Consider the following 23179-nt stretch of genomic DNA (forward strand, 5'->3'; position numbering starts at 1 on the left):
AAAAGTTTGCATTGAGAACGCGCTCTGAATTAACGGCTATTGAGCCTGTGCTTATTAATAAGGCAATTGCAAAACCAAAGCGCCCTGCCTTCCAAATTACCTGGGCTAGCAACGCTAATGAAATTAAAGAAGCCCAACGTCTTCGCTACAAAGTATTTGCGGAGGAAATGGGTGCCAATCTACCTAAAAATCCAGAAAACCTCGATATTGATGAATTTGATGCGTATTGCGATCATTTACTCATTCGTGACCAAGAATCTTTAAAGGTAGTCGGCACCTATCGTGTTTTACCTCCGCACAAGGCTGCTGAAATTGGTCGCCTCTACTCAGATTCTGAGTTCGATTTATCACGCTTAAATCATTTGCGCCCAAAAATGGTTGAGCTTGGTAGGTCATGTGTACATGCAGACTATCGTTCCGGCGCAGTCATCATGGCCCTATGGAGTGGCCTAGCGCAGTACATGCAAAAGCACAATTATGAAATCATGCTGGGTTGTGCAAGCATCCCTATGGCTGATGGCGGTCACTTTGCAGCTAGCCTTTATAACTCTCTTGGCAATGATCAAATGGCTCCGGTTGAGAATCATGCTTTCCCGCGCCTACCGCTACCCCTTGATAGATTAAATGGTGGGCTAGAGGTAGAGCCACCTCCATTGATTAAGGGTTACCTGAAGTTGGGTGCAAAGATTTGCAGTGCGCCAGCCTGGGATCCAGACTTCAATACTGCTGATGTGCTCACGATGTTGCGCCTGTCAGAAATTAATCCACGGTACGCTAAACACTTCTTAGGTCTGTAAGAATTACTTCAAGCTAATGCTGTAAGGTCGGCCGATGCGCTCCCACTCGGCCGCTTCTTTTTGAAGGCTGAACTCCGTTAATGGATGCTCTCTAGCCCACTCCTTGGAGAGGCTGACCAGATAGTCGCCACTATGCTCCGAAACTTTGACCTTAGGTAAATTGATGTCGCTGCGACCTCTGCAAAGTACTTGCGCTAGTCGCATGCAAAACAGCATACGCCAATCGGTGAAGGAGGCATTATTCGCCAACTTCCCTAATTTACCAGTATGTCCGATGAGTAAAGCAGCCAATCTAGCTTGATCGTTTTTCGAGAAACCTGGCATATCCGCATTTCCTGCAATATAGGCTGAATGCTTGTGATAACCGTTATGAGAAATCGATAAACCAATTTCGTGAAGATTGGCAGCCCACTGCAATAAGGCAATATTGTCCGCTCTACTTTCTTCATCTGGCTTTGGGAGTTGGGATAAAAACTCAGCGGCTAAATTACCAACACGCTTCGCTTGCTCACGATCCACGGCATAGCGCTGCATAAATTGCTCAACAGTTACAAAGCGCATATCCTCATGCTGGGAGCGACCCAATAGGTCATAAAGAACGCCGATTCTCAAAGCGGCATCCGTGACCTCCATAGACTCAATACCAAGCTCATCAAACACAGCAATCATGATGGAAAGGCCACCAGGCCAAACTGAGCGTCGGTCATCCTTAAGACCCTGGAGCTCAACCTGATTGATATGATCATATTTAAGAAGATGCCTTTTCATGGCTCTTAAGCCATCGCGGGTAATCAAACCATCTGAGCCATTAACCAAGCCGATTGATAAGCCATCAGTTTGGCCATTGAAGTTATTCACCGCAATGAGTTCTGCTAAAGCGCGGGCAGTGCCAGAAGAACCGATGACCTGCTTCCAGCCAGTCTTTAGGAATGCACCGGAAATTACCTGAATTTCTCTTCTTGCGGCTAGCTCTGCTTCTTTAAACGCATGAGAATCTATATTTCCCTTAGGAAAGAATCTAAGGCTATGAGAGACGCACCCAATATATAAGCTCTCCATCAATCTAGGCTCATAACCTTTACCAATAATCAGTTCGGTAGAGCCACCACCAATATCTACTACTAAGCGATTGCCCTGCACAGCTGGCACCTCATGAGCGGCACCAATATAAATCAAGCGCGCCTCTTCTACGCCTGCAATAACTTCAATGGGGAAACCTAAGGCCTCCTCGGCTTGTTGGATAAAGTGAGGCGCATTCTTAGCTACTCGCAAGGTGTTGGTGGCAACAGCGCGCACATTGGCCGGGTCAAACCCTCGAATACGCTCACCAAAACGGCGTATTGCCGTAATACCTCGCTGATAGGCATCATTGCCCAATAATTTATTGTCAGTTAAGCCGGCAGCAAGACGAACAGACTCACGCAACGTATCAATCGGACGAAGCTGAGTACCCGAAGGCGTCTTCACGACTTGGGCTACCAACATACGAAAGCTATTAGAGCCAAGATCGACTGCAGCGACGAGCTCAGATGGGTTCATTGCGGATTTGTTTTGATGTAAGGCCACAGCATTTCCAATAGAAGCAGGTTTACTTAAATATGTCTATTTTATGAAACTCTAATGACAAATTCGTGAAACGAGACCCTAGTCTACTGGGAACTAGCTTACGAAGCTAAATTTTGCTCCGCACTAGAGCAATCTAGACTTCCAAAACTACAAAAGATGCAGCAATCTCCAGACTTAGGCTTCAAGATGGTGCTGCAAGATGGGCAGCGATATAGATGCTGAGAATAACCTTGAGAGATTTCCAGAGATTCTTGTCCCCGGCAGTTAGGGCAGGTAATTGTTGTATGTAGTGAATTCACAAGGCTGATCATGAACTGGAACTATTACAAAATGAAGACAGTCAAAACCCTTAGTACCAAGCCCTACACTGACCAAGCTTTAATCAAATCCACCCGTCTTCACTGAATCGTCATACTTGAGGAGCATGATGAAAGCCTAAATTTACTATAGGAGATAAGAGATGGTTTATCAAATTATCCCGCTAGAAATGGGCTCCCTAGTCCAAAGAGCTATCTTTAAAAAACAGAATAAAGAAATTAAATGCGGCACAGTCTGGAAGCTTGGATCTGTCATCACAACTACAAAACCAAAGTTCATCAGTCAATATCAGCCTCAAGTAGGAATTTGTATTGCCGATATTCCGGAGGCGGAAATTAGCAAGACTTATGATGGGGAAAAAGTAATCTACTTTTCTGAGACTATTGATGAAGACGAACAAGATGAGCTTACAGATATTTTCTATGGGAAATCAAAAAAGTTTTCCGGGGAATATACAAATGTCTTTCAAGATCTAGGGTGGAAGGAGGTGGGGAAAAATACATACATCTTTGGTGAGCTGGAGATTAAAGAAATCAATGATGAACCGCAGCAATATAAATAGAGGGATAAGCAGGTTATTTTCAATTAAATAAAAACTTTCAAAGCCATGCGCTTCACTGTATTTTTTCTCGCTATCACCATAGCAAGCTTTTCAACAGCGGCTATAGGCCAGACCTTTAAGTTTGTCGCCCTAGGTGATATGCCTTACTCACCACCAAAGGATTTTCAGCGCTTTCAAACTTTGATAACTGAAATAAATCGACTAAAACCTAGCTTCAGTATTTTTATTGGCGACACTAAATCCGGCTCGTCACTCTGTAGTGATGAGCACAATCAAACTACTAAATCGTATTTTTCAAGCTTCAAAGCACCCTTGATTTACAGTCCTGGAGATAATGAATGGACGGATTGTCACCGTCCTTTAGCCGGCGCTTACGATCCACTAGAAAGGCTGGAAGCTCTTAGGTCAGTATTTTTTAGCACCAATCACAGCTTGGGTAAAAATACAATACGCCTCCAAAGGCAGGCAGATGTTAGTACTGGGCACTCTAAATATGTGGAAAACTCATACTGGATCAAAAATAATTTTCTATTTGTCAGCATCCATATACCCGGCTCCAATAACAATAATGAGGGTACAGAGTCAGCCACCAAAGAATATCAAGATAGAAATCAAGCTAACTTAGCATGGATTGATAAAGCATTTGATTTAGCCACCCAACGAAATTTGAATGGAATCATCTTTGCCTTTCAAGCCGATATGTTTTATAAGCCCAGCCAATTGACGAGTAGCGATAGTGGCTATCGCGATACATTAGAGAGCTTCATATCTATGTCGGAGATTTTTAATAAGCCGGTATTATTGATTCATGGCGATAGTCATCAACTCAAAATTGATCAGCCCTTGTATCGTAAGAATCAAAAAAAGGTGTTGGAAAATGTATTGCGACTTCAAGTGATGGGAGCCGATCAAGTTCAAGCCGTTGAAGTTCAGGTTAATCCTGCGCAAGAGCAGCTCTTTATCTTCAGACCAATCATTCTCAAAGAAAATAATTAGCAATAGCATATCTAAGTTTCATTTGCAATTGAATAAACTCGCATACTTCAGGCGTAAATGGCACCGGATGTCCTGCACCCTTAACCTCAAATGTAATTAAAGCTGGGAAGGCGGCCCTTTGTAGAGCTTACCCGTTGTCGTGTACAAATCTTTGAATCAGACCCGTAAATCAATGCTACACGTCCTCTGTAGTCGTCCATAGCCTCATGAAAGTTCATACCCCAAACATCCGCCTTATAACTTAGATCAAAATGGCCTGGTAACTGTACATCTGTTATTACCTTTGCATCCACCCTTAAATCTTGCGCTAGATCCTTTATCTCTTTGAAGCCAATTTCATTCTTCATAGACTTGTATAAAGAATATAAGGCCGTCCAATTGACTGTCAAAGCAATATCGTTGAGGATAATTTCAGAAATTTTCTTACCAAGAGATTTGGTTAAATACATAGCCAGAACGCCACCCATACTTGTTCCCAAGACTGTAAAGGTGCTAGTCGCTGGACTATCGTCCAGGATTACTTTCATTAAGTACTTGATATCGGATAAGTAGAGTGACATCTTATAGTTATCAGACTCGGTAATCGACTCAGAGTCCCCCCTTCCAGGCAAATCCACACTAATAACCTTGCAATCACTAAAATTTAAGAAATAGGCGTGCAGGTTCAGAAACGAACCCCTAGTTTCCAGGAGGCCCGGCAGACAAAGCAAAACTTTTGCCGCCTGTAAATTTCCCGAAATGGCATAGGCTAGTTTTCGATTTACAACGCCATCTGCAATATTGAGATACCGATTTTCAGGGGGCGTCGCGCTAGATCCAGTATTTGATTGAGGTACCCCTTTTTGAAAATCAATTTCAGAGCTCGGCCCCATGACATCCATAGCAATTTTGGATGAGTTAACACTTTCACTCTTTTCAAGAGGCGCAGAAATTTTTTGATCAATACGATTAAATCTGAATCGGCGGAAAATATTAAATGTTAAATTCATATATTGACTAAATGCTTCCCTCTTACCCTCGAGAATTTGACCCCTAATGAAATTGAAAGGCTGTTCGTACCGAACAAAAATATGCCAATGAGAAGGCGTAACATCAATGGGGCAAAAGATATGTGAAGAGAAATTTTTATTTAATCTATCATCATGCCAAAAATGAATGTAGCAGTTTTAAGTTATTAATGGGCATCAATCAGTAGTGCTCGGGCTCCAAAATGCTTGATGCACATAATCCAAACAAGACAGATTCGCAATCAAGGCATCCATCTTCCCCCCTTCAACCGCAGTTGCCATAAGTACTGCTTGGATCTCTACGTCATCGTTACCAAACTGATGTACCTCTACATCCTGAGTTTGATATCCTGCCGCCTCCAATATCTGAATAAATTGCTTTAAAGCCCGTTTTTGATCACTCTTTGAGATGATGATATAGACTGAGTTCGTAACCTCAACAAACTTAGTATCAAGTGGTTGCTGATTAATCATACTGACAATTGGGCGCAATAAAGTATTAGCGGCAAGCACAAAACACGTTGCAAGTCCTGCTTCAAATATTAAATCAGCTCCAGCGAGTGCGCCAACCGCTCCGGAACCCCATAAAGTAGCTGCGGTATTGATCCCTCGAATATTACCTTCTTCGCGCATGATTACGCCAGCACCCAAAAATCCAATTCCTGATACAACATAAGCAATCACGTGCACAGCACCATCATGACCAGCTAAACGATTGGCTGCATCAACAAAAATGGCTGCTCCGAGTGCTACCAATACATTTGTTCTAAGTCCTGCAGTTCTTTGCCTAAATTGACGCTCTAATCCAATAGCCCCACCAAAAATAAATGCTGCGGTAAGGCTGACTGCAGTATCTGCCAGCGATATAAGATTGATATTGTTTAAGGATTCCATAAATGTATGTTGGTGGCTAAGGCTTGATATGACCCAAACCTAGCGTTTCAACCATCACTTTGAAAACCTCAGTGTTATCCATGAATCCCCGGAACTTTTCCGATCCGGGGCCCATAGCATTTAACACTGCATCATCAGCCGTATGAACGCCCATCCCTTGATGTGAGGGTAGATTGCCGGGCATATGAATAGCATCTTCTTGTAGTTGCATATATTTGGGGTTAGCGACATACTTACCAGACTCATCTTTAACTGCTGGCTTAAATGTGCTATCTAGTTTTGGATGAAGCGTTTCATAGTGATCTGGATAGTTCCCATAAAAGAAGGCCAAACGCTTACTGACATCAATCTGACTTGGATAACCTGCCACATTGGCTTTGGGGTAGTTGGGGTAACCCGCAGCCGCGTATACCCCGACCTTTTCCCTTAGGGGTCCTGGTTTGGCGTCGTTCACAACGCCACTGATTGAGCCGCTATGGGTATGGTCAGGGGTAACAATGATCAAAGTATCTGGGTTTTTCTTTGCAAAGTCTTTTGCAATTTGTACGGCATTACTCAACATGATGGTATCAAAAGCAGCTCGTTCCCAGTCTAGCGGATGATTAAACTTATCAATCAGAGCAGCTTCAACCATCAAGAAAAAACCGTTGGGATTTTTGGATAAGACATTGATCGCTGCTTGCGTCATCTCTGTTAAATCAGGTTGATCAGGATATTGCGCCACTGTATTTTTCTTTAAGAAAAATCGATCCAAAGATCCATCCATATTATCTGGATGAAATACCCCAAATAGCTTTCTACTTTCCCTAGCATTAGCTGCTGCCAATAATTCTTGTTTGTTTAGGACGATTGAGTATCCCGAACCTTCAAATTGCGCCACAAGATTTTTATCATCCTTACGCTTTGATCCTTCAGTAGACTGCGGGTAAAAGTAAGCAGAGCCTCCACCTAAAATGACCTCTGCTCCACTAGCAAATAGTTGATCGGCAATATATACCTTGTCAGCGCGTCTTCTGGTGTGAGCCACCATGGCGCCTGGAGTCGCATCCTGTAGTTCGGCATCCGAGACAATACCTACCGACATTTTAGTTTTACGCTTAATTAATTCAGAAATGGTTTCCACCTTGGGGTGGGATAAGTTGTCCGCTGCTCGTGAAGCATATGCTCCCATGGCATTCACCGCAGTCTTATGACCAGTTGTGTAAGCACTCATTGAGTTTGCAGAATCGGTAATGAGTGAGTCAGATCCTGAGGTTCCAATTAGGGCCATATTGGGCATATCATCAAATGACAGCTTACCCTGATATTTACCTTCATTAATTCCTTTAGATAAAACGCGGGCGGAAGTACGATTCGCAATCGTCATTCCATCACCAATAAAGAGTATGACATTCTTTACTTTTCGGGGACCGCTAGAGTAGACATCCCAGTTCACCTGGATGTTTTCCTGACCCGCCTTGGCGATGAGAGTGTATTGACCGGGCTTAGTTAGCTGAATATCTCGATAAATTAGAGAACTTCCCTTGCCCGATTCATTTGCAATGAATACTGGCTGTGACTTGATCTCTGCTTTGATGGGCGCATTATTTAGCTGAATATCTACATCTTCTAATTTGTACTCTTGATCCAGCTCAATTTTGATATCAAATGTTGAGCCAACAAGAATAGAAGCCTTATTAATCGGGTAAATAGCCGCTGCCTCAACCCAAATTGCCTGAAGTAGCATGGCGATAAATAAAACTGGATAGGCAATTCTGCTAATAAACATATGTAATTTCTCATGGTGGAAATCAATGAATCATGATTACTTTTTTTGATGTCATTGTCATGACATCATCCATTGACCGAAATTCAAATCCTTGCCTTGAAAGCAATACAGAGTAATTTGAGTTAATTGCGGTAATGAATACGATGAAGTTGATCTTGAATTTGTAGTTTATTCAGGGTTTCAATCGGCAAATCAATGAGTAGCTCGATTCGATTACGCAGGCCAAGCTCGACCTGCGTAAAGGTCTGGCGTATTTTTTCATCATTACCAATATTAGAATTGGCTGGATTAGGGAATCCCCAGTGGGCTGTTGAGGGATGTCCCGGCCAATAGGGGCACTCTTCGGCTATGGCTGAGTCACATAAGGTGATGATGAAGTCCATCCTTGGAGCGCCTTCACGACCAAACTCATCCCAGCTTTTACTTCTCAGAAGTTGAATAGGATACCCCATGGACTTAGCCATTTCTAGAGCAATCGGGTGAACAACCCCACTGGGCTTAGCGCCTGCAGAATACCCCGTAAATCGCCCATGACTTAGTGTAGTGGTCAATGCCTCGGCAATAATTGATCGCGCAGAGTTTTCATTGCATAGGAAGAGGATGTTGTATTGATTGTCCATGAATCAATAGCTAGATAAGCTCATCTAGATTTAAAACATACTTTTGATCAACGAGAAATGCGCTGGCACGGTAATCAGTTTTTTCATATTTTTGATTAATCAATTCCTGTTTGATATTTATACCATCCCGTGAAGGTATCTCAAGTTGACGCCGAAATAGAGTTGATAAATTGTTATCACCTTGTTTATTCATGATATTTCCCAGCAAATAATTAAAGGTCTATCTTAAGAAGTAAATATTTCAGATTCATTGCAATAACTGACTGAATTGACCAAGCAATCAGGGATCTTTGTGACATCGATTTGTAATGTTTTGCAATTAAGATCAAAAAATTTAGGCATTCAAGTTAAATGCGATCGATTGCTCTACTTCTACTGCTGATTCCGCTGGCATGCAAGGCATTTGAGCCACTGAATACAGATGATGCTGGTACGGTTCCTAAGGGTTTAAATCAGATTGAACAGTATTTTTTTACCACGGCTTCACATGGTGGTGGATCGGCTAATACCGTCGATATCATAACCCCTGGAGAAGAATACTTCGGCGGTCAAAATGCCAAAGCTTTTCCATTTACCTACACCCGCGGTGTCGCAGATAATATTGAATTATCTTTTGGTAGCACCTACTTTGCAGCTCCAAGGGGCAGCTTCTCACCATTATCCAATAAGGTAGTAGCTATGAAATGGCGGTTTGCTGAAAATGATCAGTGGGGTTTAGCAGTTAAACCAAGCATTACTTTGCCAGGATCCCCACAGCAGCAAGTTGCCGGATTAGATCTCGCTTTACCAAATTATGGCGTCAATTTGATTGCTTCACATTACTGGGATTTGGTGGAGGTTCATTTAAATGCAACGTATAACAAGTCACTCTACAACACCAATTACCAGATTGGCGCTGGTGTAACAGAAAATAGAACCAATATATGGTTCTTCTCAATGGCACCCGTTTGGAAGGTAGTAAATCATCTAAGGCTAGCCCTAGACATAGGTCTAACCACTAATCCACCGAGTACCGAACAATATCTAAGCAACTATGCTTTGGTTGCAGCGATCATATCTGCAAGCGATAGTTTAGACATTGGCATCTCATACATGAGAAGTGCGGCAAACATGGGAATCATTATGAGCAATTCAGGCATCAATGCCTCTCGTTCAGAGATCGGGTTTACATGGCGCTTTTAACTGCCAAGACGATGTTGAATATTTCGATTGCGATAGGCTACTCTGATGTCGTGCCAAATAATCAATGCTTTAATAAAAAATTGTTTCATTTAAATCTCCATAGAGTTGATCAACATATTTAACAGCCTAATCTTATCGCCCGAGTATTTCAGGCTGATGTCAAACACTTACAATAAACAAATATTTTTTTCCTTAGGAAATTCATTTTGACTTTAATTCCTACGCTCCCCTTTCCCATTAATGGTGTTGTTTTTGCTTGGGCAATGACAGCTGATGGAAGAAATTATGAAATCCCCCTGTTTGATATTGCAGATGCTCTCAATAATTCAGATTTATCAGTTTGGTTACATCTCAACTTATCTAACTCTCAAGTTCAGCGCTGGCTTAAAAACACCGCCCTCATCCCAGATCGAGTAGTAGAGATGATCGATGAGGGAGTAACTCGTAGTCGCCTGGAAAGAATTGAAAAGTTAGATGATTGCCTATTGATGGTGATGAATGATTTTGAGCAAGAGTTTGGAGATGATCTTAGTAATGGTGACTTAGGTACTCTTTGGGCCATTCTTACTCCGCGACTCATGATCTCCTTACGAAATATCCCACTACGAACGACTGATCGCTTACGATCTGATTTACGCTCCGGTTTACTCAGTCCCCGCTCCGCAATTGAACTCTTTCATGAGCTGATTGATTTACGCGCAGAATACTTGCGAACTCTCCTCATCAATTTATCCGAAACTATGGATGACTTAGAGGAGCTGCTCCTAAAAGGCAAAGAGCTCCCTGAACATGAGTTTTTGGGCAGGATTCGAATCCAATGTAGTCGTCTGAGACGACAGTTTTCTCCCGAGTTGATTGCCTTACACCGCCTACAAAAGCGCCTGCCTTACTGGTTCTCTGAAGACGATAAATTTCGTCTCAATGAGGATTTAGAATTACTCTCGTTCTTGGTGCAGGAAATTTCTAATCTATATGATCGAGCAAAAGTGTTGCAGGATGAGCAGGCCGCTCATGTTGCCGAATTTAATGCAAGAAATCTGCAAGTCTTATCCGTTACGACCGTAATCTTCTTACCTATGACGCTCTTAACTGGCATTATGGGAATGAATATGGAGGATTTACCAGGCCTCAAAGAATCTTTTTACATCGTCATGGCGCTCATGGCCGCTGCTGGTGCGACTGTATATTTCGCCCTTAAAATCAGAAAAATTATTTAATACCGGGCCGTTAGATTGCTTAAAAAATCAGCATCTAGGGTCAGTAACCTGGCATTAGACGAGCTACTACTTGCCGCAATCCTGCGCCCCCCCCCCTGTGGCGGGAGAGGCTAACTAGAAAGGCTATTAGCGCTGATTATAGGGGTTGAACATCACCCTCAAAACTTCTTTGATTTAGATCAAAAGCCCTTCCTGAAGCCAAAAAAAGCGATTTTGTCATATTACTTTGCTAGCATTTGTCCGTTCTCACTACATTTATCCGGATACCCATGAGCGAATATAAATATGAAGATGCTGTAAAACAGCTACAAGAGTCTGGCGCTATTGGTCTACAAGACTTTAAAAATCTATCTTATGAAGACTTAAATGAGCTGCTCGAAGAAATCAAGGTGTGGTGCCTGTATGCCAATGGTAAGTTAGACAAGCTACCTAAAGAATCTAAAAAGAAAAAGTATAAAAAAGATAAGAAGGACAAAAAAGATAAGAAGGACTAAGCGACAAAAGTGTCGTTAATCTGAAATACGTTCCTTAGGGAAGCGAAGGGTAAAGGTACTGCCCTGACCGGGAGTGCTATTGATAATAAGCTGAGCTTGATGACGATTCGCAATATGTTTAACAATTGCCAGCCCCAAGCCAGTCCCGCCGGTATCTCTAGAGCGACTTCTATCTACGCGATAGAAGCGCTCAGTAAGCCGGGAAAGATGCTCAGAAGCGATACCAGGACCCGTGTCAGCTACCGAGAACTCACCCTCACCACGCTCATTTACGCACCATTTAACATGAATTGAAGCAATATCTGGCGTGTATCTGATGGCATTGGAGACCAAGTTGCCAAATGCGGAAAGAACCTCTCTCTCCTCACCCATTAGATGATTGGGACTTAAGACCTCAAAGCTAAAGGCATGACGTCCTTGAGAAAGCGCCTCTGCATCATTCTTCAACAGCACCATCAGAGTGGTAATGTTGATCTTTTCAAGAGAGGCGGGCAAGGTATTTGCCTCTAGGTTCGCTAGAGTTAATAAATCCTCCACCAAACTCTTCATTCTCTGGGCTTGAGACATCATCATTTCAAAATATTGGCTTTGCTGAGACTTCTCAAGATCTAGCGACTGCATAGTCTCTAAAAAGCCCATCAAAACCGTAATTGGCGTTCTCATTTCATGCGAAACGTTAGCCACAAAATCACGACGCATCGCATCAGCCTTCTGCAGGTCTGTAACATCTTGAACGAGCAGGAGGTGTCGCCGATCACCAAATGGGAAAATTTGCAACATCAAGCTAAGATTTGAATTTGGCCCCATCCTCTCTAACAGCAATGGATCATCAAATACTCTCTTATTGAGGTACTGAATGAATTCTGGTCTACGAATAAGAAAATTGATTCTCTGTAGAGCGTCACGCTTGAAGCTCAAGCCAAAGAAGCGCTCAGCGATGGCATTGCACCACTCAATATGATCTTCGCTATCCAGCATCACAATACCGTTAGGAGAGGCTTGAAAAGCCTCAATAAAGCGATTGTGCTGCCTTTCGATAGACAGTATTTGCTGCTTGAGATTACGGACTAAACGCTGAAGGCGAAAAAAAATCTCTTCCCAATAACCGCTTGGCAAAGGCATGGACTCAACAGAGTCGGATAAGGTAAATTTTCTTAAACGAGCTAAATTAATATAGGAATAAATCAAGGGTACTGCAAGTACAGATATTGCCGCCACAACCCCAGAAAAAGGACCCAAATTGGAGGATGCTGTATATGCCGCAAGAAAAGCCAGGCATATAAGCAGAATAAAGCGAGAAATAACAGATAACATTTGACAATCTTAGAGCATCTACTCAATTAGACCCAAAACTCTAGTCTAGAGGTCGATTTTAATTAGGTCTGGGTCGGCAGCTTCGTAATTCGATAACCGCTTCCGCGGACCGTCTCTATGTAACGATCGCAGTCCGTAAGCGTCAAAGCTGCTCTTAACCTCTTAATATGAACATCAACAGTCCGCTCCTCGATATAAACCTCATTTCCCCAAACCTTATCGAGTAAATTTGCCCGAGAATGTACCCTTTCAGGATTTGCCATCAAAAACTGTAAGAGACGATATTCAGTGGGACCTAAAGGGATAGATTGGGGCTCCCTATTGGGCCAAACAGCTGTTACACGATGGGAAAGAGGATCCATCCTCAATGGACCAACAGCCAATGGTCCAGAGTCTTCCATGGGAGTTTGACGGCGTAAAAGCGCCTTTACACGTGCAACCAACTCTTTTGGGGAGAATGGCTTGGTTACATAGTCATCTGCACCAGAATCTAAGCCTAAGACCTTATCGGACTCATCACTTTTGGCGGTAAGCATCAAAATAGGCAAGGAGCGGGTACGCTCGTTCGAGCGAAGCTCCTTGGCAAACTGAACACCTGATTTACCAGGGAGCATCCAGTCCAAGATTAAAAGAGAGGGCAACTCATCTCGCATCAAATTCATAGCGACATCAGCCTGAAGAGCCCTTTCCACTTCGAAGCCTGCATGAGTCAGATTGATCGAAATGAGCTCAGCAATCGAAGGCTCATCCTCAACAATCAATATTCGGTGAGTCATCTGGAATTCCGCTTTGGTAGTTACGGTTTATTTGCCTCGCGAACCAAATCCTCATGAGGGATATGTCGCACATCAGAGCCCTTGGCAATATAAATAACAAATTCAGCAATATTTTTTGCGTGATCACCAATACGCTCGATTGCTTTTGCAATCGTCAACATATCAAGACCCGTGGAAATAGTATGCGGATCTTCCATCATGTAGGAAATCAGCTTACGAACAAAGCCTCTGAACTCTTCATCAATCTGGCGATCTTCCTGCACAACCTCGGCAGCCGCAACGGTATCTAACCTGGCAAAGGCGTCCAAGCTACGACGCAGTAGAGAAATTGCCATCTGCCCGGATAAACGAATTTCAGCTACATTAATATTGTGAATAGCTCCAGCTTCAATTAAGCGCTTGGTTCTCTTGGCCACGCGTTCAGCTTCATCACCGGCACGCTCTAGATTAGTAATCGCTTTTGAAACAGCCATGACGAGACGAAGATCCCGTGCTGTAGGCTGACGACGGGCAATTAATTCAGTGCAAGCTAAGTCAATCTGGATCTCAAGATCATTTACAAGTTTTTCGTTCTGAATGACTACATTACAAGTATCAATATCCATTTGCGTGAATGCACGCATTGCAGTGGAGATTTGAGATTCAACAAGCCCACCCATTTCTAGTAAACGACTAGACAATGAGTTTAAGTCTGCATCAAACTGGGATGATAGGTGTTTATCTGGCATATATGTCTCCAATTAACCGAAGCGACCGGTAATGTAATCTTCTGTTTCTTTACGTTTAGGCTTGATGAATATTTCATCCGTCTTACCATACTCAATCAAGCTTCCAAGATACATATACGCAGTGTAATCGGAGACGCGTGCAGCTTGTTGCATATTATGAGTAACGATTGCAATCGTGTATTCATGCTTCAGCTCATTAATCAACTCTTCGATCTTTCCTGTAGAGATTGGATCAAGAGCCGAAGTAGGCTCATCAAGCAAGATAACGGATGGCTTAACTGCTACTCCACGAGCAATACAGAGACGCTGCTGCTGACCGCCTGAAAGAGATAAGCCACTTTGATTTAATTTATCTTTTGCTTCGTTCCAAAGCGCAGCTTTATTTAGAGCCCACTCAACTCGCTCATCCATCTCAGAGCGTGATAGCTTTTCATATAAACGCACACCAAAAGCAATATTCTCGTAAATAGACATTGGAAATGGTGTTGGCTTTTGGAATACCATCCCAATGCGCGAGCGCAACAGATTCAAATCCTGACCAGGCTCTAGGATATTTTGGCCATAGAAATTAATTTCACCTTCAGCACGTTGACCAGGATAGAGGTCATACATACGGTTTAGGGTTCTTAATAATGTTGATTTTCCACAACCAGATGGGCCAATAAAGGCGGTAACCTTACCTTGCTCAATATCGAGATTGATACCCTTTAAACCCTGAAAAGATCCATAGAAAAAATTAAGGTTACGCACTTCAAGCGCATTAACAGAATTTGTTATTACTTGATCATTATTTAATTCCACTCTAGCTCCCTGACTATCAATCTGATTTAAGTCAAACAATGTTTTCATGTCACTCATTAACTCTGAACTTTCTGACGAAATACTACTCGAGCCAAAATATTCAAAATGAGTACTGCAAATGTAATTAACAGTGAACCACCCCAAGCAAGAGCAACCCAATTGTCGTATGGGCTCATAGCAAACTGAAAAATAACAACTGGCAAATTAGCCATTGGCTTATTCATATCTACAGAGAAAAACTGGTTACTCAATGCCGTAAATAGAAGCGGCGCAGTTTCTCCACTAACACGAGCGAGCGCAAGTAATACACCAGTCATAATGCCGCTTTGAGCTGCTCTTAGAGTTACCATAAAAGCAACCTTCCATTTGGGCGTTCCTAGTGCGTAGGCAGCCTCACGCAAACTGCCAGGAACCAAGCGCAGCATATTTTCCGTAGTTCTAACAACCACAGGAATCGCAATTAATGACAGTGCGATTGTGCCTGCCCAACCAGAAAAATGCTGTACTTGGGCAACATATAAGGCATAGACAAATAAACCAATTACGATCGAAGGGGCAGAAAGCATAATATCTGTTACAAAACGCGTTAATGATGCCACCCTGCTTCGATCACCATATTCTGAAAGGTATAGACCTGCCAGAACACCGATCGGAGTACTGATCAGTGTGCAGGTGCTAACCAATAACAAACTCCCAACTATTGCATTAGAAAGCCCTCCCCCATCGGTGCCAGGAGCTGGAGTGCTAGCTAAAAACATATTGAGATTTATAGCCGAAAATCCCTTTATAAACAAAATACTCAGAATCCAAATCAGGCTAGTCATTCCAAGAGCCATCGCAACCATAGACAGGGCGAGACCAATCTTATTGGCACGCTTTCTTCTTGAAAAAATTCCTTGATCGACATTAGCACTCATCTTCATGTTTTAAGTCCTTGTTTTTTTTCCATATTGATTAACATCCATTTAGCAATAGCCAAAACAACAAAGGTAATAAAGAAAAGTGCAAGACCCAATGCAAATAATGAGGAGTAGTGAAGGCCTGCCTCAGCCTCACCAAACTGATTAGCTAACGTTGAAGCAATTGAGCTTCCTGGAGCAAATAATGAAGGTGAAATGCGCTGGGCATTACCAATCACGAAGGTGACTGCCATTGTCTCTCCAAGCGCTCTTCCGAGGCCAAGCATTATTCCGCCAATCACGCCAGCCTTTGTGTATGGGAGCACAATATTTTTCACCACCTCCCAAGTAGTGCATCCTATTCCATATGCAGACTCTTTGAGGACTGGAGGAACAATATCAAACACATCACGCATCACCGAAGCAATAAAAGGCAAAATCATTAGCGCCAAAATTAAGCCAGCACATAACATTCCAATGCCGTTAGGCGAACCAGAAAATAGAATCCCAATAAGAGGTATGTTCCCCAATGTAGCTTGGAGGAATGGTTGAATGTAGTCTCCAAAAATTGGGGCAAAAACAAATAGACCAAACATGCCATAAATGATTGAGGGAACAGCAGCCAATAATTCAATCGCCGTTCCAAGTGGGCGACGAAGCTGTGGCGGGCAAATTTCAGTCAGAAAAAAGGCAATGCCGAAGCTTAAAGGCACCGCAATTAAGAGTGCAATCACGGATGAGACTACGGTACCGTAAATAGCAATCAGACCACCAAACTCTCCACCAACAATATCCCACTGGGATGTGAAGAAAAATTGGGGGCCAAACTCATGCAGAGCAGGCCAAGCATTAATGAATAAAGAAATAATGATTCCCAATAAAGCAAAAAGCACTGAAAGGGAAAAAAATTGAGTAATACGATGGAATAAAAAATCCTGAACTAGCTGTAGACGCGCAATTTTTGTTGCTAAAGCTGAAGGTGCGCCAGAAGATTCCAAGGTGTTCATAAAATATTCAGATCCAGAAAATTTAAAACGACCCTATTAACAGGGTCGTTTTAATAGTTACTGCAAATTAAAATTACTTCGCGTCAACTTGGGACCAAACTTGCTTACGAATGTAATCTACAGTCGCATCAGGCATAGGCACATAGTCTAAATCTGAAGCAGCTTTCTTACCATCTTTAAATGAATAGTCAAAGAATTTCAATACTGCAGCGGCTTGAGCCTTATTTTCTGGCTTTTTGTAGACCACTACAAAAGTTGCACCTGTGATTGGCCATGCTTTTGCGCCAGGAGCGTATGTAATGAAGGTATTCATTCCAGGGAACTTAGACCAATCGGTACCAGCTGATGCGGCAGCAAATGCTTCAGATGTAGGTGAAACCATTACGCCATCAGCATTTTTAACTTGGGTATAGCTCAGGTTATTCTTTTTGGCATAAGCGTATTCAACATAACCAATCGAATTTTTGATACGGGCAACGTTAGCAGCAACACCTTCGTTACCTTTTCCACTAACAGTAGAAGCAGCCGGCCATTTCACTTGGGCACCAAAACCTACGGCATCCTTAAAGTTGCTACTTGCTTTAGATAAAAAGCTTGTGAAAATAGCTGTTGTACCAGAGCCATCAGCGCGGGTTACAACGGTAATTGGACCTGAAGGGATCTTCATACCAGGGTTTAACAGAGCAACGCGTTTGTCGCTCCAGTCAGTAACTGAACCTTGGAAAATATCCGACAATAAGTCGCCAGACAGCTTCAACTGACCAGGCTTCACGCCATCAATATTAACCACGGCAACTACACCGCCAATAATCGCTGGAAATTGCACCATACCATGTTGCTCGAGTTCTTCGAACTTCATTGGAGCATCGGTAGCACCGAAATCGACTGTTTTCGCTTTAATTTGCTTGATACCACCACCAGAACCAATAGATTGGTAGTTAAGACTATCGCCGCTTTTAGCTTTGTAAGACTCAGCCCATTTGCTGAGAACTGGATAGATGAAAGAAGAACCGGCGCCTGTCATTTCAGTTGCCATTGCGGCACTTGAGCCCAATGACAAAGCAACGGCACCAGCAACTAAGGCATTTTTAAATACGAGTTTCATTTGTAAGCGTCCTTGATAGATGTAGTCTTGAATACTGCTAGCTATGAACAATACGTTTCAAGTATTACGCTTTTATGACACAGGATTTAAATAAATAAAGTTCATTTAATTCAATGAGTTAAGTCGTTGGGACCAAGTTCGCAATGTCCTTGGCTGAGCTCATGGCTAGTTTACTATCTTGAGCCTCTACCATGACCCTTAGGACAGGTTCTGTGCCTGAGGCACGAATAAGCACCCTGCCCCTGCCTTTGAGATCACTCTCAACCTGGCTAATCTTCGATTTGAGGGTATTGTCTGACTTCCAATCGTACCCCGCCCTGAATTTGATATTCAGAAGTGCCTGGGGGAAGATCTTGACTGCATCTAAAAGTTCGGCCAAGCTCTTCTTGGTCTGGCTCATGGCAGCTAGCACCTGCAGCGCGGCGATGGTGCCATCACCGGTTGAGTGTTGATCCAAACAAAGTAAATGGCCTGAACCTTCGCCACCGATAATCCAGCCTTTTTGTTTGAGTAGCTCTAAGACATAACGATCGCCTACATTAGCACGTTCAAATCCAATACCCAAGCCTTTAATAGCATTTTCTACGGCGAGGTTGGTCATCAAGGTACCCACCACTCCACCTATAGCTTGGCCGCGCTCGATGCGATCTTTTGCTAGTACGTATAAAAGCTCATCGCCATTAAACAACCTACCAGAAGCATCGACCATTTGCAGTCGGTCTGCATCACCATCCAAGGCGATACCGAGATCTGCTTTGGTTTCTTTAACTTTAGCAATTAAAGCTGCTGGCGCTGTCGCACCAAAGCCGTCATTAATGTTTCGGCCATCTGGATGAACGCCAATTGAAATCACTTCAGCACCCAGTTCATGAAAGACATGCGGTGCAGTGTGATACGCAGCACCATGTGCGCAATCGACAACCAACTTCATGCCTTTGAGATTTAACTCGCCCGGAAAGGTGGATTTGCAGAATTCAATGTAACGGCCTGCAGCATCGTCTATACGAAATGCTTTACCCAGCTCCTTTGAGCTGACACAGCCCATCGGCTTAGCAAGCTCAGCTTCAATTGCTAGTTCAAACTCATCGCTTAACTTGCCACCTTCAGCGGAGAAGAATTTAATGCCGTTATCTTGATAGGCGTTATGTGATGCTGAAATTACTACGCCTGCAGATAAGCGCAAGGCTTTAGTGAGATAAGCAACACCAGGAGTAGGCATTGGTCCGCACAACATGACATCAACACCGGCAGCAGCAAAACCAGCCTCTAAGGCAGCTTCTAATAAATAACCAGAAACACGGGTATCTTTACCAATCAAAATCTTGCAGCGCTCACCCGGTTTTGACTGACTACTTAGTACTTTGCCTGCGGCATAGCCAAGACGCGTAATGAACTCCGGAACAATCGGGAATTGCCCCACTTCACCACGGATGCCATCAGTACCAAAGTATTGTTTTTTCATGGGCTTGATTATAAAACTTGTGGGTATTTAGCCAAGCAAGTTAACTCTGGATAGCTTCCCAGAGCTTTAAGGAGTCTACCGTCTCCTGAGCATCATGCACGCGGATGATACGAGCACCACGATCAGCAGCCAGGATGGCAGCTGCAACACTCAGCGCTATACGGTCATTGGTGTCACGACCAGTTAACTTACCCAACATCGATTTACGAGAAATTCCGGCCAATACCGGATAAGCCAATTCGGAAAATTGATCAAAATCAGCCAGCATCTTGAGGTTGTGTTCAAGACTTTTTCCAAACCCAAAGCCAGGGTCGATGGCAATTCTGTTTTGAGCGACGCCTTGATTCTCTAGCAAGGAGGCACGCTCCTGTAAAAATACTTTTACCTCGGCAATCACATCTTGATAATTGGGATTAAATTGCATCGTTTGTGGATCACGCTGCATATGCATTAAAACAATACCGCACTGTTTATCTGGATTGCTCTTATCACTCTCGATGACAGCATCTACTGCGCCCTCTTGTCGCAATGCCCAGATGTCATTAACGCAATCCACTCCAGCATTGAGTGCCTGACGCATGGTCTCAGCCTTATAGGTATCAATCGACAAAGCAAGGCCGCAATCTTTTAAGGCCTCAATCACTGGCAAGACGCGATCTAATTCTTCCTGCAATGACACCGGCTCGGCGCCTGGGCGAGTTGATTCACCGCCGATATCAATCATATCTACCCCATTAGCAATCATGCGCTCTGCTCGAGCAATCGCATCACTTGGGGTTCTGAACTTGCCACCATCCGAGAAGGAGTCTGGCGTGGCATTCAGAATACCCATCACTATTGGGCGCTGACGTTTACTGAAGTCAAAAAGAAAACGCCCGCAACGCCATGTTGCGGGCAGTGCTTGCTTCATCACCTTGCTGTTAGCTTGAGGCTAATTAAGCAGTCGCTGGAGCAGCGCCTGCTGCAGGACCTGGCGTTCCAGCTGAATTACCAAACTGGGTTGCTGGTGGTGGCTTAGGTGCACGTGGTGGACGACCTTCCATGATGTCGGTAATCTGCTCAGCATCAATGGTTTCCCATTCAAGCAAAGCAGCAACCATGGCTTCAACCTTGTCACGGTTTTGCTCCAGGATCGATCTTGCCAAGGCGTACTGACTATCGACCAATGCACGAATCTCTGCATCCACCTTTTGTTGGGTCAACTCAGAAACAGTCTTTGAGCTAGTGCGACCAAACATGCTTTCAGATTCGGTATCGACATACACCATCGTGCCCAAGCTATCACTCATACCGTAGCGAGTCACCATATCACGGGCCATTTTGGTAGCACGCTCGAAGTCATTGGATGCACCAGTGCTCATGGAATGCAAGAAGACTTCTTCAGCAGCACGACCGCCAAACAAAATCGCCAACTCTTCCATCATGCGATCTTTGTACAAGTTCACGCGATCAAATTCTGGCAACTGCCAAGTAACACCAAGTGCCATACCGCGCGGCATGATGGTGACCTTATGTACTGGATCAGCCTTAGGCAACACCTTAGCAACCACAGCATGACCAGACTCGTGATACGCCGTATTACGACGCTCTTCTTCACGCATTACTGCAGACTTGCGCTCAGGACCCATATAAATCTTATCTTTTGCATCTTCGAAGTCTTTCATATCAACGGCACGCTTGTTGCGACGTGCTGCAAACAAGGCAGATTCGTTGACCAGGTTTGCTAAATCTGCACCCGAGAAACCAGGCGTGCCACGTGCCAATACAGCCGCATCCACATCCGGATCAATCGGAACTTTACGCATGTGTACTTGCAAGATTTGCTCGCGACCGCGAATGTCTGGCAAGCCAACGTGTACTTGACGGTCGAAACGACCTGGACGCAATAAAGCGCGATCCAAGACATCGGAACGGTTGGTAGCGGCAACAACGATCACACCGCTATTGCTTTCAAAACCATCCATCTCTACCAGCATTTGGTTGAGAGTTTGTTCGCGCTCATCATTACCGCCACCCATGCCGGCGCCGCGATGACGACCAACCGCATCGATCTCATCAATAAAGATGATGCAAGGGGAATTTTTCTTGGCGTTCTCGAACATGTCACGCACACGTGATGCGCCGACACCAACAAACATCTCTACAAAGTCTGAGCCAGAGATAGAAAAGAATGGCACTTTTGCTTCGCCCGCAATCGCACGAGCCAACAAGGTCTTACCAGTTCCTGGAGGGCCTACTAGTAATACGCCATGCGGAATACGGCCGCCGAGCTTTTGAAACTTTTGCGGATCTTTTAGGAAGTCAACAATCTCAAAGACCTCTTCTTTCGCTTCATCGCAACCAGCGACATCAGCAAAAGTAACAGTATTACTATTCTCATCAATTAAGCGCGCTTTGGATTTGCCGAAAGAGAATGCTCCACCCTTACCGCCGCCCTGCATCTGACGCATCATGAAGAACCAGAAACCGATAATCAATAAAGTGGGTCCAAGGTAATACAAAGCAGAAACCAACATGTTTGGTTCATCATCCGCTTTACCAGTAACTTGGACACCGTACTTCATTAAATCGCCAACCATCCAAATATCTCCTGGGGAGATGATGGAATATTTGTTACCGTCATTTGGGATAACTTGCAGAGTACGGCCTTGCACATCAACTCGTTTGACTTTGCCAGCTTTGGCATCGTCCATGAATTGAGAATACGTGACTTGAGTCTGATCCTTTGGCTTGTCGAACTGTTTAAAAACAGTAAACAGCACCAGACCCACAATGAGCCACACACCGACTTTTTGCAACATATTGCTATTCAAAAGGAGACCTTTGCCGGATTAATCCGGGAGTTAAAGCGGATTGCTATATCTAAGTATTTGATTCTACTACCAGCCTTTTTCAAGGGCTGAGAGCCAATTTATTTAATAAACCCCTACTTTTAGGGGGTTATTTAGGTAGTTTGAGGTCTCGGCCAAGTAAAAAGATTTCCGAGGACTTCGCTCTAGAGGCTTTTGGCTTTCTGGAGGCCACGGTTTTGAACACCTTTTTAAAGGATTCCACAATTTGGCTGTAGCCACTGCCGTTGAAGCACTTAATGAGTAAGGCACCTTCTGGTTTGAGGTGCTGGACTGAAAAATCCAGGGCAATTTCTGCCAGAAAAGCCATGCGGGCTGCATCTGCCACACCTACCCCAGAGAGATTGGGTGCCATATCCGACATGACGAGATCAACTTTTCCATCTGCATCGGCTGGCAAAAGCGCCTCAAGCGCCTTTAAGCCCTCATCTTCACGAAAATCCCCCTGAATAAAAGAGACGTCCGCAATATCTTCCATCGGCAGAATATCAATCGCAATAATGGTTCCATCCGGCTTACCAGATTCAATATTCGGATTATTTTTACCTAGCTCAGTCAGGCGATTACGGGCGTACTGAGACCAGCTCCCAGGAGCGCTCCCGAGATCCACAATAGTCATACCTGCTTTGATGAGTCGGTCTTGCTCGTCTATCTCACTCAACTTATAGACAGCTCGTGCGCGATAACCCTCTTTTTGGGCCATCTTCACGTACGGATCATTTAAGTGATCCTGCAACCAACTTTTATTAAATTTATTCTTTGCCACAACTTACCCACTTTCGACGTTTATTTTCCTTGTTTATGCCCTACAAGGCAA

General features: G+C 43.8%; 24 protein-coding genes. 6 read left to right on the forward strand and 18 right to left on the reverse strand.

Features of this window, described 5'->3' with window-relative positions:
• The first annotated feature begins 38 nt into the window (after positions 1 to 38).
• Positions 39 to 797 carry a GNAT family N-acyltransferase gene (locus B7Y67_RS01495; RefSeq protein WP_293597025.1) on the forward strand — a complete coding sequence of 253 codons (759 nt, stop codon included), beginning with the start codon at positions 39 to 41 and terminating at the stop codon, positions 795 to 797.
• Between the two features lie 3 nt (positions 798 to 800).
• On the opposite strand, the gene ppx is transcribed toward B7Y67_RS01495, so the two are convergent.
• Positions 801 to 2336 (reverse strand): exopolyphosphatase, encoded by a 1536-nt coding sequence (gene ppx / locus B7Y67_RS01500; protein WP_293597026.1) that lies wholly within the window; start codon positions 2334 to 2336, stop codon positions 801 to 803.
• A 125-nt stretch (positions 2337 to 2461) separates the two neighbouring features.
• Entirely contained in the window at positions 2462 to 2674 is a 213-nt protein-coding gene (locus tag B7Y67_RS01505) for a GDCCVxC domain-containing (seleno)protein (protein WP_293596999.1), read from the reverse strand.
• Positions 2675 to 2823: 149 nt separating this feature from the next.
• On the opposite strand from B7Y67_RS01505, the gene B7Y67_RS01510 reads away from it, so the two are divergent.
• The gene (locus B7Y67_RS01510; RefSeq protein ID WP_293597000.1) at positions 2824 to 3243 is read left to right on the forward strand and encodes a hypothetical protein; all 420 of its coding nucleotides are present in this window, start codon (positions 2824 to 2826) and stop codon (positions 3241 to 3243) included.
• Between the two features lie 45 nt (positions 3244 to 3288).
• Positions 3289 to 4239, forward strand: a complete 951-nt coding sequence (locus B7Y67_RS01515; protein ID WP_293597001.1) for a hypothetical protein — start codon at positions 3289 to 3291, stop codon at positions 4237 to 4239.
• Between the two features lie 86 nt (positions 4240 to 4325).
• Here the strand turns inward: B7Y67_RS01515 and B7Y67_RS01520 are convergent, their stop codons facing one another.
• The 5 genes from B7Y67_RS01520 to B7Y67_RS01540 all read right to left on the reverse strand — a co-directional run bounded on the left by B7Y67_RS01520 (position 4326) and on the right by B7Y67_RS01540 (position 8721).
• Positions 4326 to 5228, reverse strand: coding sequence for an alpha/beta fold hydrolase (locus B7Y67_RS01520; protein WP_293597002.1), 903 nt, complete (start codon positions 5226 to 5228; stop codon positions 4326 to 4328).
• A gap of 195 nt (positions 5229 to 5423) precedes the next feature.
• Entirely contained in the window at positions 5424 to 6140 is a 717-nt protein-coding gene (locus B7Y67_RS01525; protein WP_293597003.1) for an MgtC/SapB family protein, read from the reverse strand.
• 16 nt (positions 6141 to 6156) lie between these two features.
• Complete coding sequence (locus tag B7Y67_RS01530) at positions 6157 to 7908, reverse strand: alkaline phosphatase (RefSeq protein WP_293597004.1); 1752 nt, start codon at positions 7906 to 7908, stop codon at positions 6157 to 6159.
• Between the two features lie 122 nt (positions 7909 to 8030).
• On the reverse strand, positions 8031 to 8528 hold the full coding sequence (locus B7Y67_RS01535) for an arsenate reductase ArsC (protein ID WP_293597005.1): 498 nt from the start codon (positions 8526 to 8528) through the stop codon (positions 8031 to 8033).
• A 10-nt stretch (positions 8529 to 8538) separates the two neighbouring features.
• A complete protein-coding gene (locus B7Y67_RS01540) occupies positions 8539 to 8721 on the reverse strand; it encodes a hypothetical protein (protein ID WP_293597006.1) in 183 nt (60 codons plus the stop codon).
• 158 nt (positions 8722 to 8879) lie between these two features.
• Between B7Y67_RS01540 and B7Y67_RS01545 the strand changes: the two genes are divergently transcribed.
• The 3 genes from B7Y67_RS01545 to B7Y67_RS01555 all read left to right on the forward strand — a co-directional run bounded on the left by B7Y67_RS01545 (position 8880) and on the right by B7Y67_RS01555 (position 11421).
• A complete protein-coding gene (locus B7Y67_RS01545; RefSeq protein ID WP_293597007.1) occupies positions 8880 to 9710 on the forward strand; it encodes a hypothetical protein in 831 nt (276 codons plus the stop codon).
• Positions 9711 to 9916: 206 nt separating this feature from the next.
• Positions 9917 to 10927 (forward strand): CorA family divalent cation transporter, encoded by a 1011-nt coding sequence (locus tag B7Y67_RS01550; protein WP_293597008.1) that lies wholly within the window; start codon positions 9917 to 9919, stop codon positions 10925 to 10927.
• 269 nt (positions 10928 to 11196) lie between these two features.
• Positions 11197 to 11421, forward strand: coding sequence for a hypothetical protein (locus B7Y67_RS01555; RefSeq protein ID WP_293597009.1), 225 nt, complete (start codon positions 11197 to 11199; stop codon positions 11419 to 11421).
• Positions 11422 to 11436: 15 nt separating this feature from the next.
• Here B7Y67_RS01555 and phoR read toward each other — a convergent pair whose 3' ends face one another.
• The 11 genes from phoR to B7Y67_RS01610 all read right to left on the reverse strand — a co-directional run bounded on the left by phoR (position 11437) and on the right by B7Y67_RS01610 (position 23128).
• Positions 11437 to 12639, reverse strand: coding sequence for a phosphate regulon sensor histidine kinase PhoR (gene phoR, locus B7Y67_RS01560; protein ID WP_293597010.1), 1203 nt, complete (start codon positions 12637 to 12639; stop codon positions 11437 to 11439).
• A gap of 158 nt (positions 12640 to 12797) precedes the next feature.
• Complete coding sequence (gene phoB, locus B7Y67_RS01565) at positions 12798 to 13511, reverse strand: phosphate regulon transcriptional regulator PhoB (protein ID WP_293597011.1); 714 nt, start codon at positions 13509 to 13511, stop codon at positions 12798 to 12800.
• 20 nt (positions 13512 to 13531) lie between these two features.
• The gene (gene phoU, locus B7Y67_RS01570) at positions 13532 to 14239 is read right to left on the reverse strand and encodes a phosphate signaling complex protein PhoU (protein WP_293597012.1); all 708 of its coding nucleotides are present in this window, start codon (positions 14237 to 14239) and stop codon (positions 13532 to 13534) included.
• Positions 14240 to 14251: 12 nt separating this feature from the next.
• Positions 14252 to 15088, reverse strand: a complete 837-nt coding sequence (gene pstB, locus B7Y67_RS01575) for a phosphate ABC transporter ATP-binding protein PstB (protein ID WP_293597013.1) — start codon at positions 15086 to 15088, stop codon at positions 14252 to 14254.
• A gap of 8 nt (positions 15089 to 15096) precedes the next feature.
• Positions 15097 to 15963: a phosphate ABC transporter permease PstA gene (gene pstA, locus B7Y67_RS01580; protein WP_293597014.1), complete on the reverse strand. Its 867-nt coding sequence runs from the start codon at positions 15961 to 15963 to the stop codon at positions 15097 to 15099.
• Positions 15960 to 16946 (reverse strand): phosphate ABC transporter permease subunit PstC, encoded by a 987-nt coding sequence (gene pstC / locus B7Y67_RS01585; RefSeq protein ID WP_293597015.1) that lies wholly within the window; start codon positions 16944 to 16946, stop codon positions 15960 to 15962. The genes pstA and pstC overlap by 4 nt, the downstream gene beginning before the upstream one ends.
• A 73-nt stretch (positions 16947 to 17019) precedes the next feature.
• Positions 17020 to 18051, reverse strand: coding sequence for a phosphate ABC transporter substrate-binding protein PstS (pstS, locus tag B7Y67_RS01590; protein ID WP_293597016.1), 1032 nt, complete (start codon positions 18049 to 18051; stop codon positions 17020 to 17022).
• 118 nt (positions 18052 to 18169) lie between these two features.
• Positions 18170 to 19513: a phosphoglucosamine mutase gene (gene glmM, locus B7Y67_RS01595; RefSeq protein WP_293597017.1), complete on the reverse strand. Its 1344-nt coding sequence runs from the start codon at positions 19511 to 19513 to the stop codon at positions 18170 to 18172.
• A gap of 40 nt (positions 19514 to 19553) precedes the next feature.
• Positions 19554 to 20423, reverse strand: a complete 870-nt coding sequence (gene folP / locus B7Y67_RS01600) for a dihydropteroate synthase (RefSeq protein ID WP_293597018.1) — start codon at positions 20421 to 20423, stop codon at positions 19554 to 19556.
• Between the two features lie 25 nt (positions 20424 to 20448).
• The gene (ftsH, locus tag B7Y67_RS01605) at positions 20449 to 22326 is read right to left on the reverse strand and encodes an ATP-dependent zinc metalloprotease FtsH (RefSeq protein ID WP_293597019.1); all 1878 of its coding nucleotides are present in this window, start codon (positions 22324 to 22326) and stop codon (positions 20449 to 20451) included.
• A gap of 127 nt (positions 22327 to 22453) precedes the next feature.
• Complete coding sequence (locus B7Y67_RS01610) at positions 22454 to 23128, reverse strand: RlmE family RNA methyltransferase (protein WP_293597020.1); 675 nt, start codon at positions 23126 to 23128, stop codon at positions 22454 to 22456.
• Positions 23129 to 23179: the final 51 nt, after the last annotated feature.

The sequence above is a fragment of the Polynucleobacter sp. 35-46-11 genome (assembly GCF_002281105.1).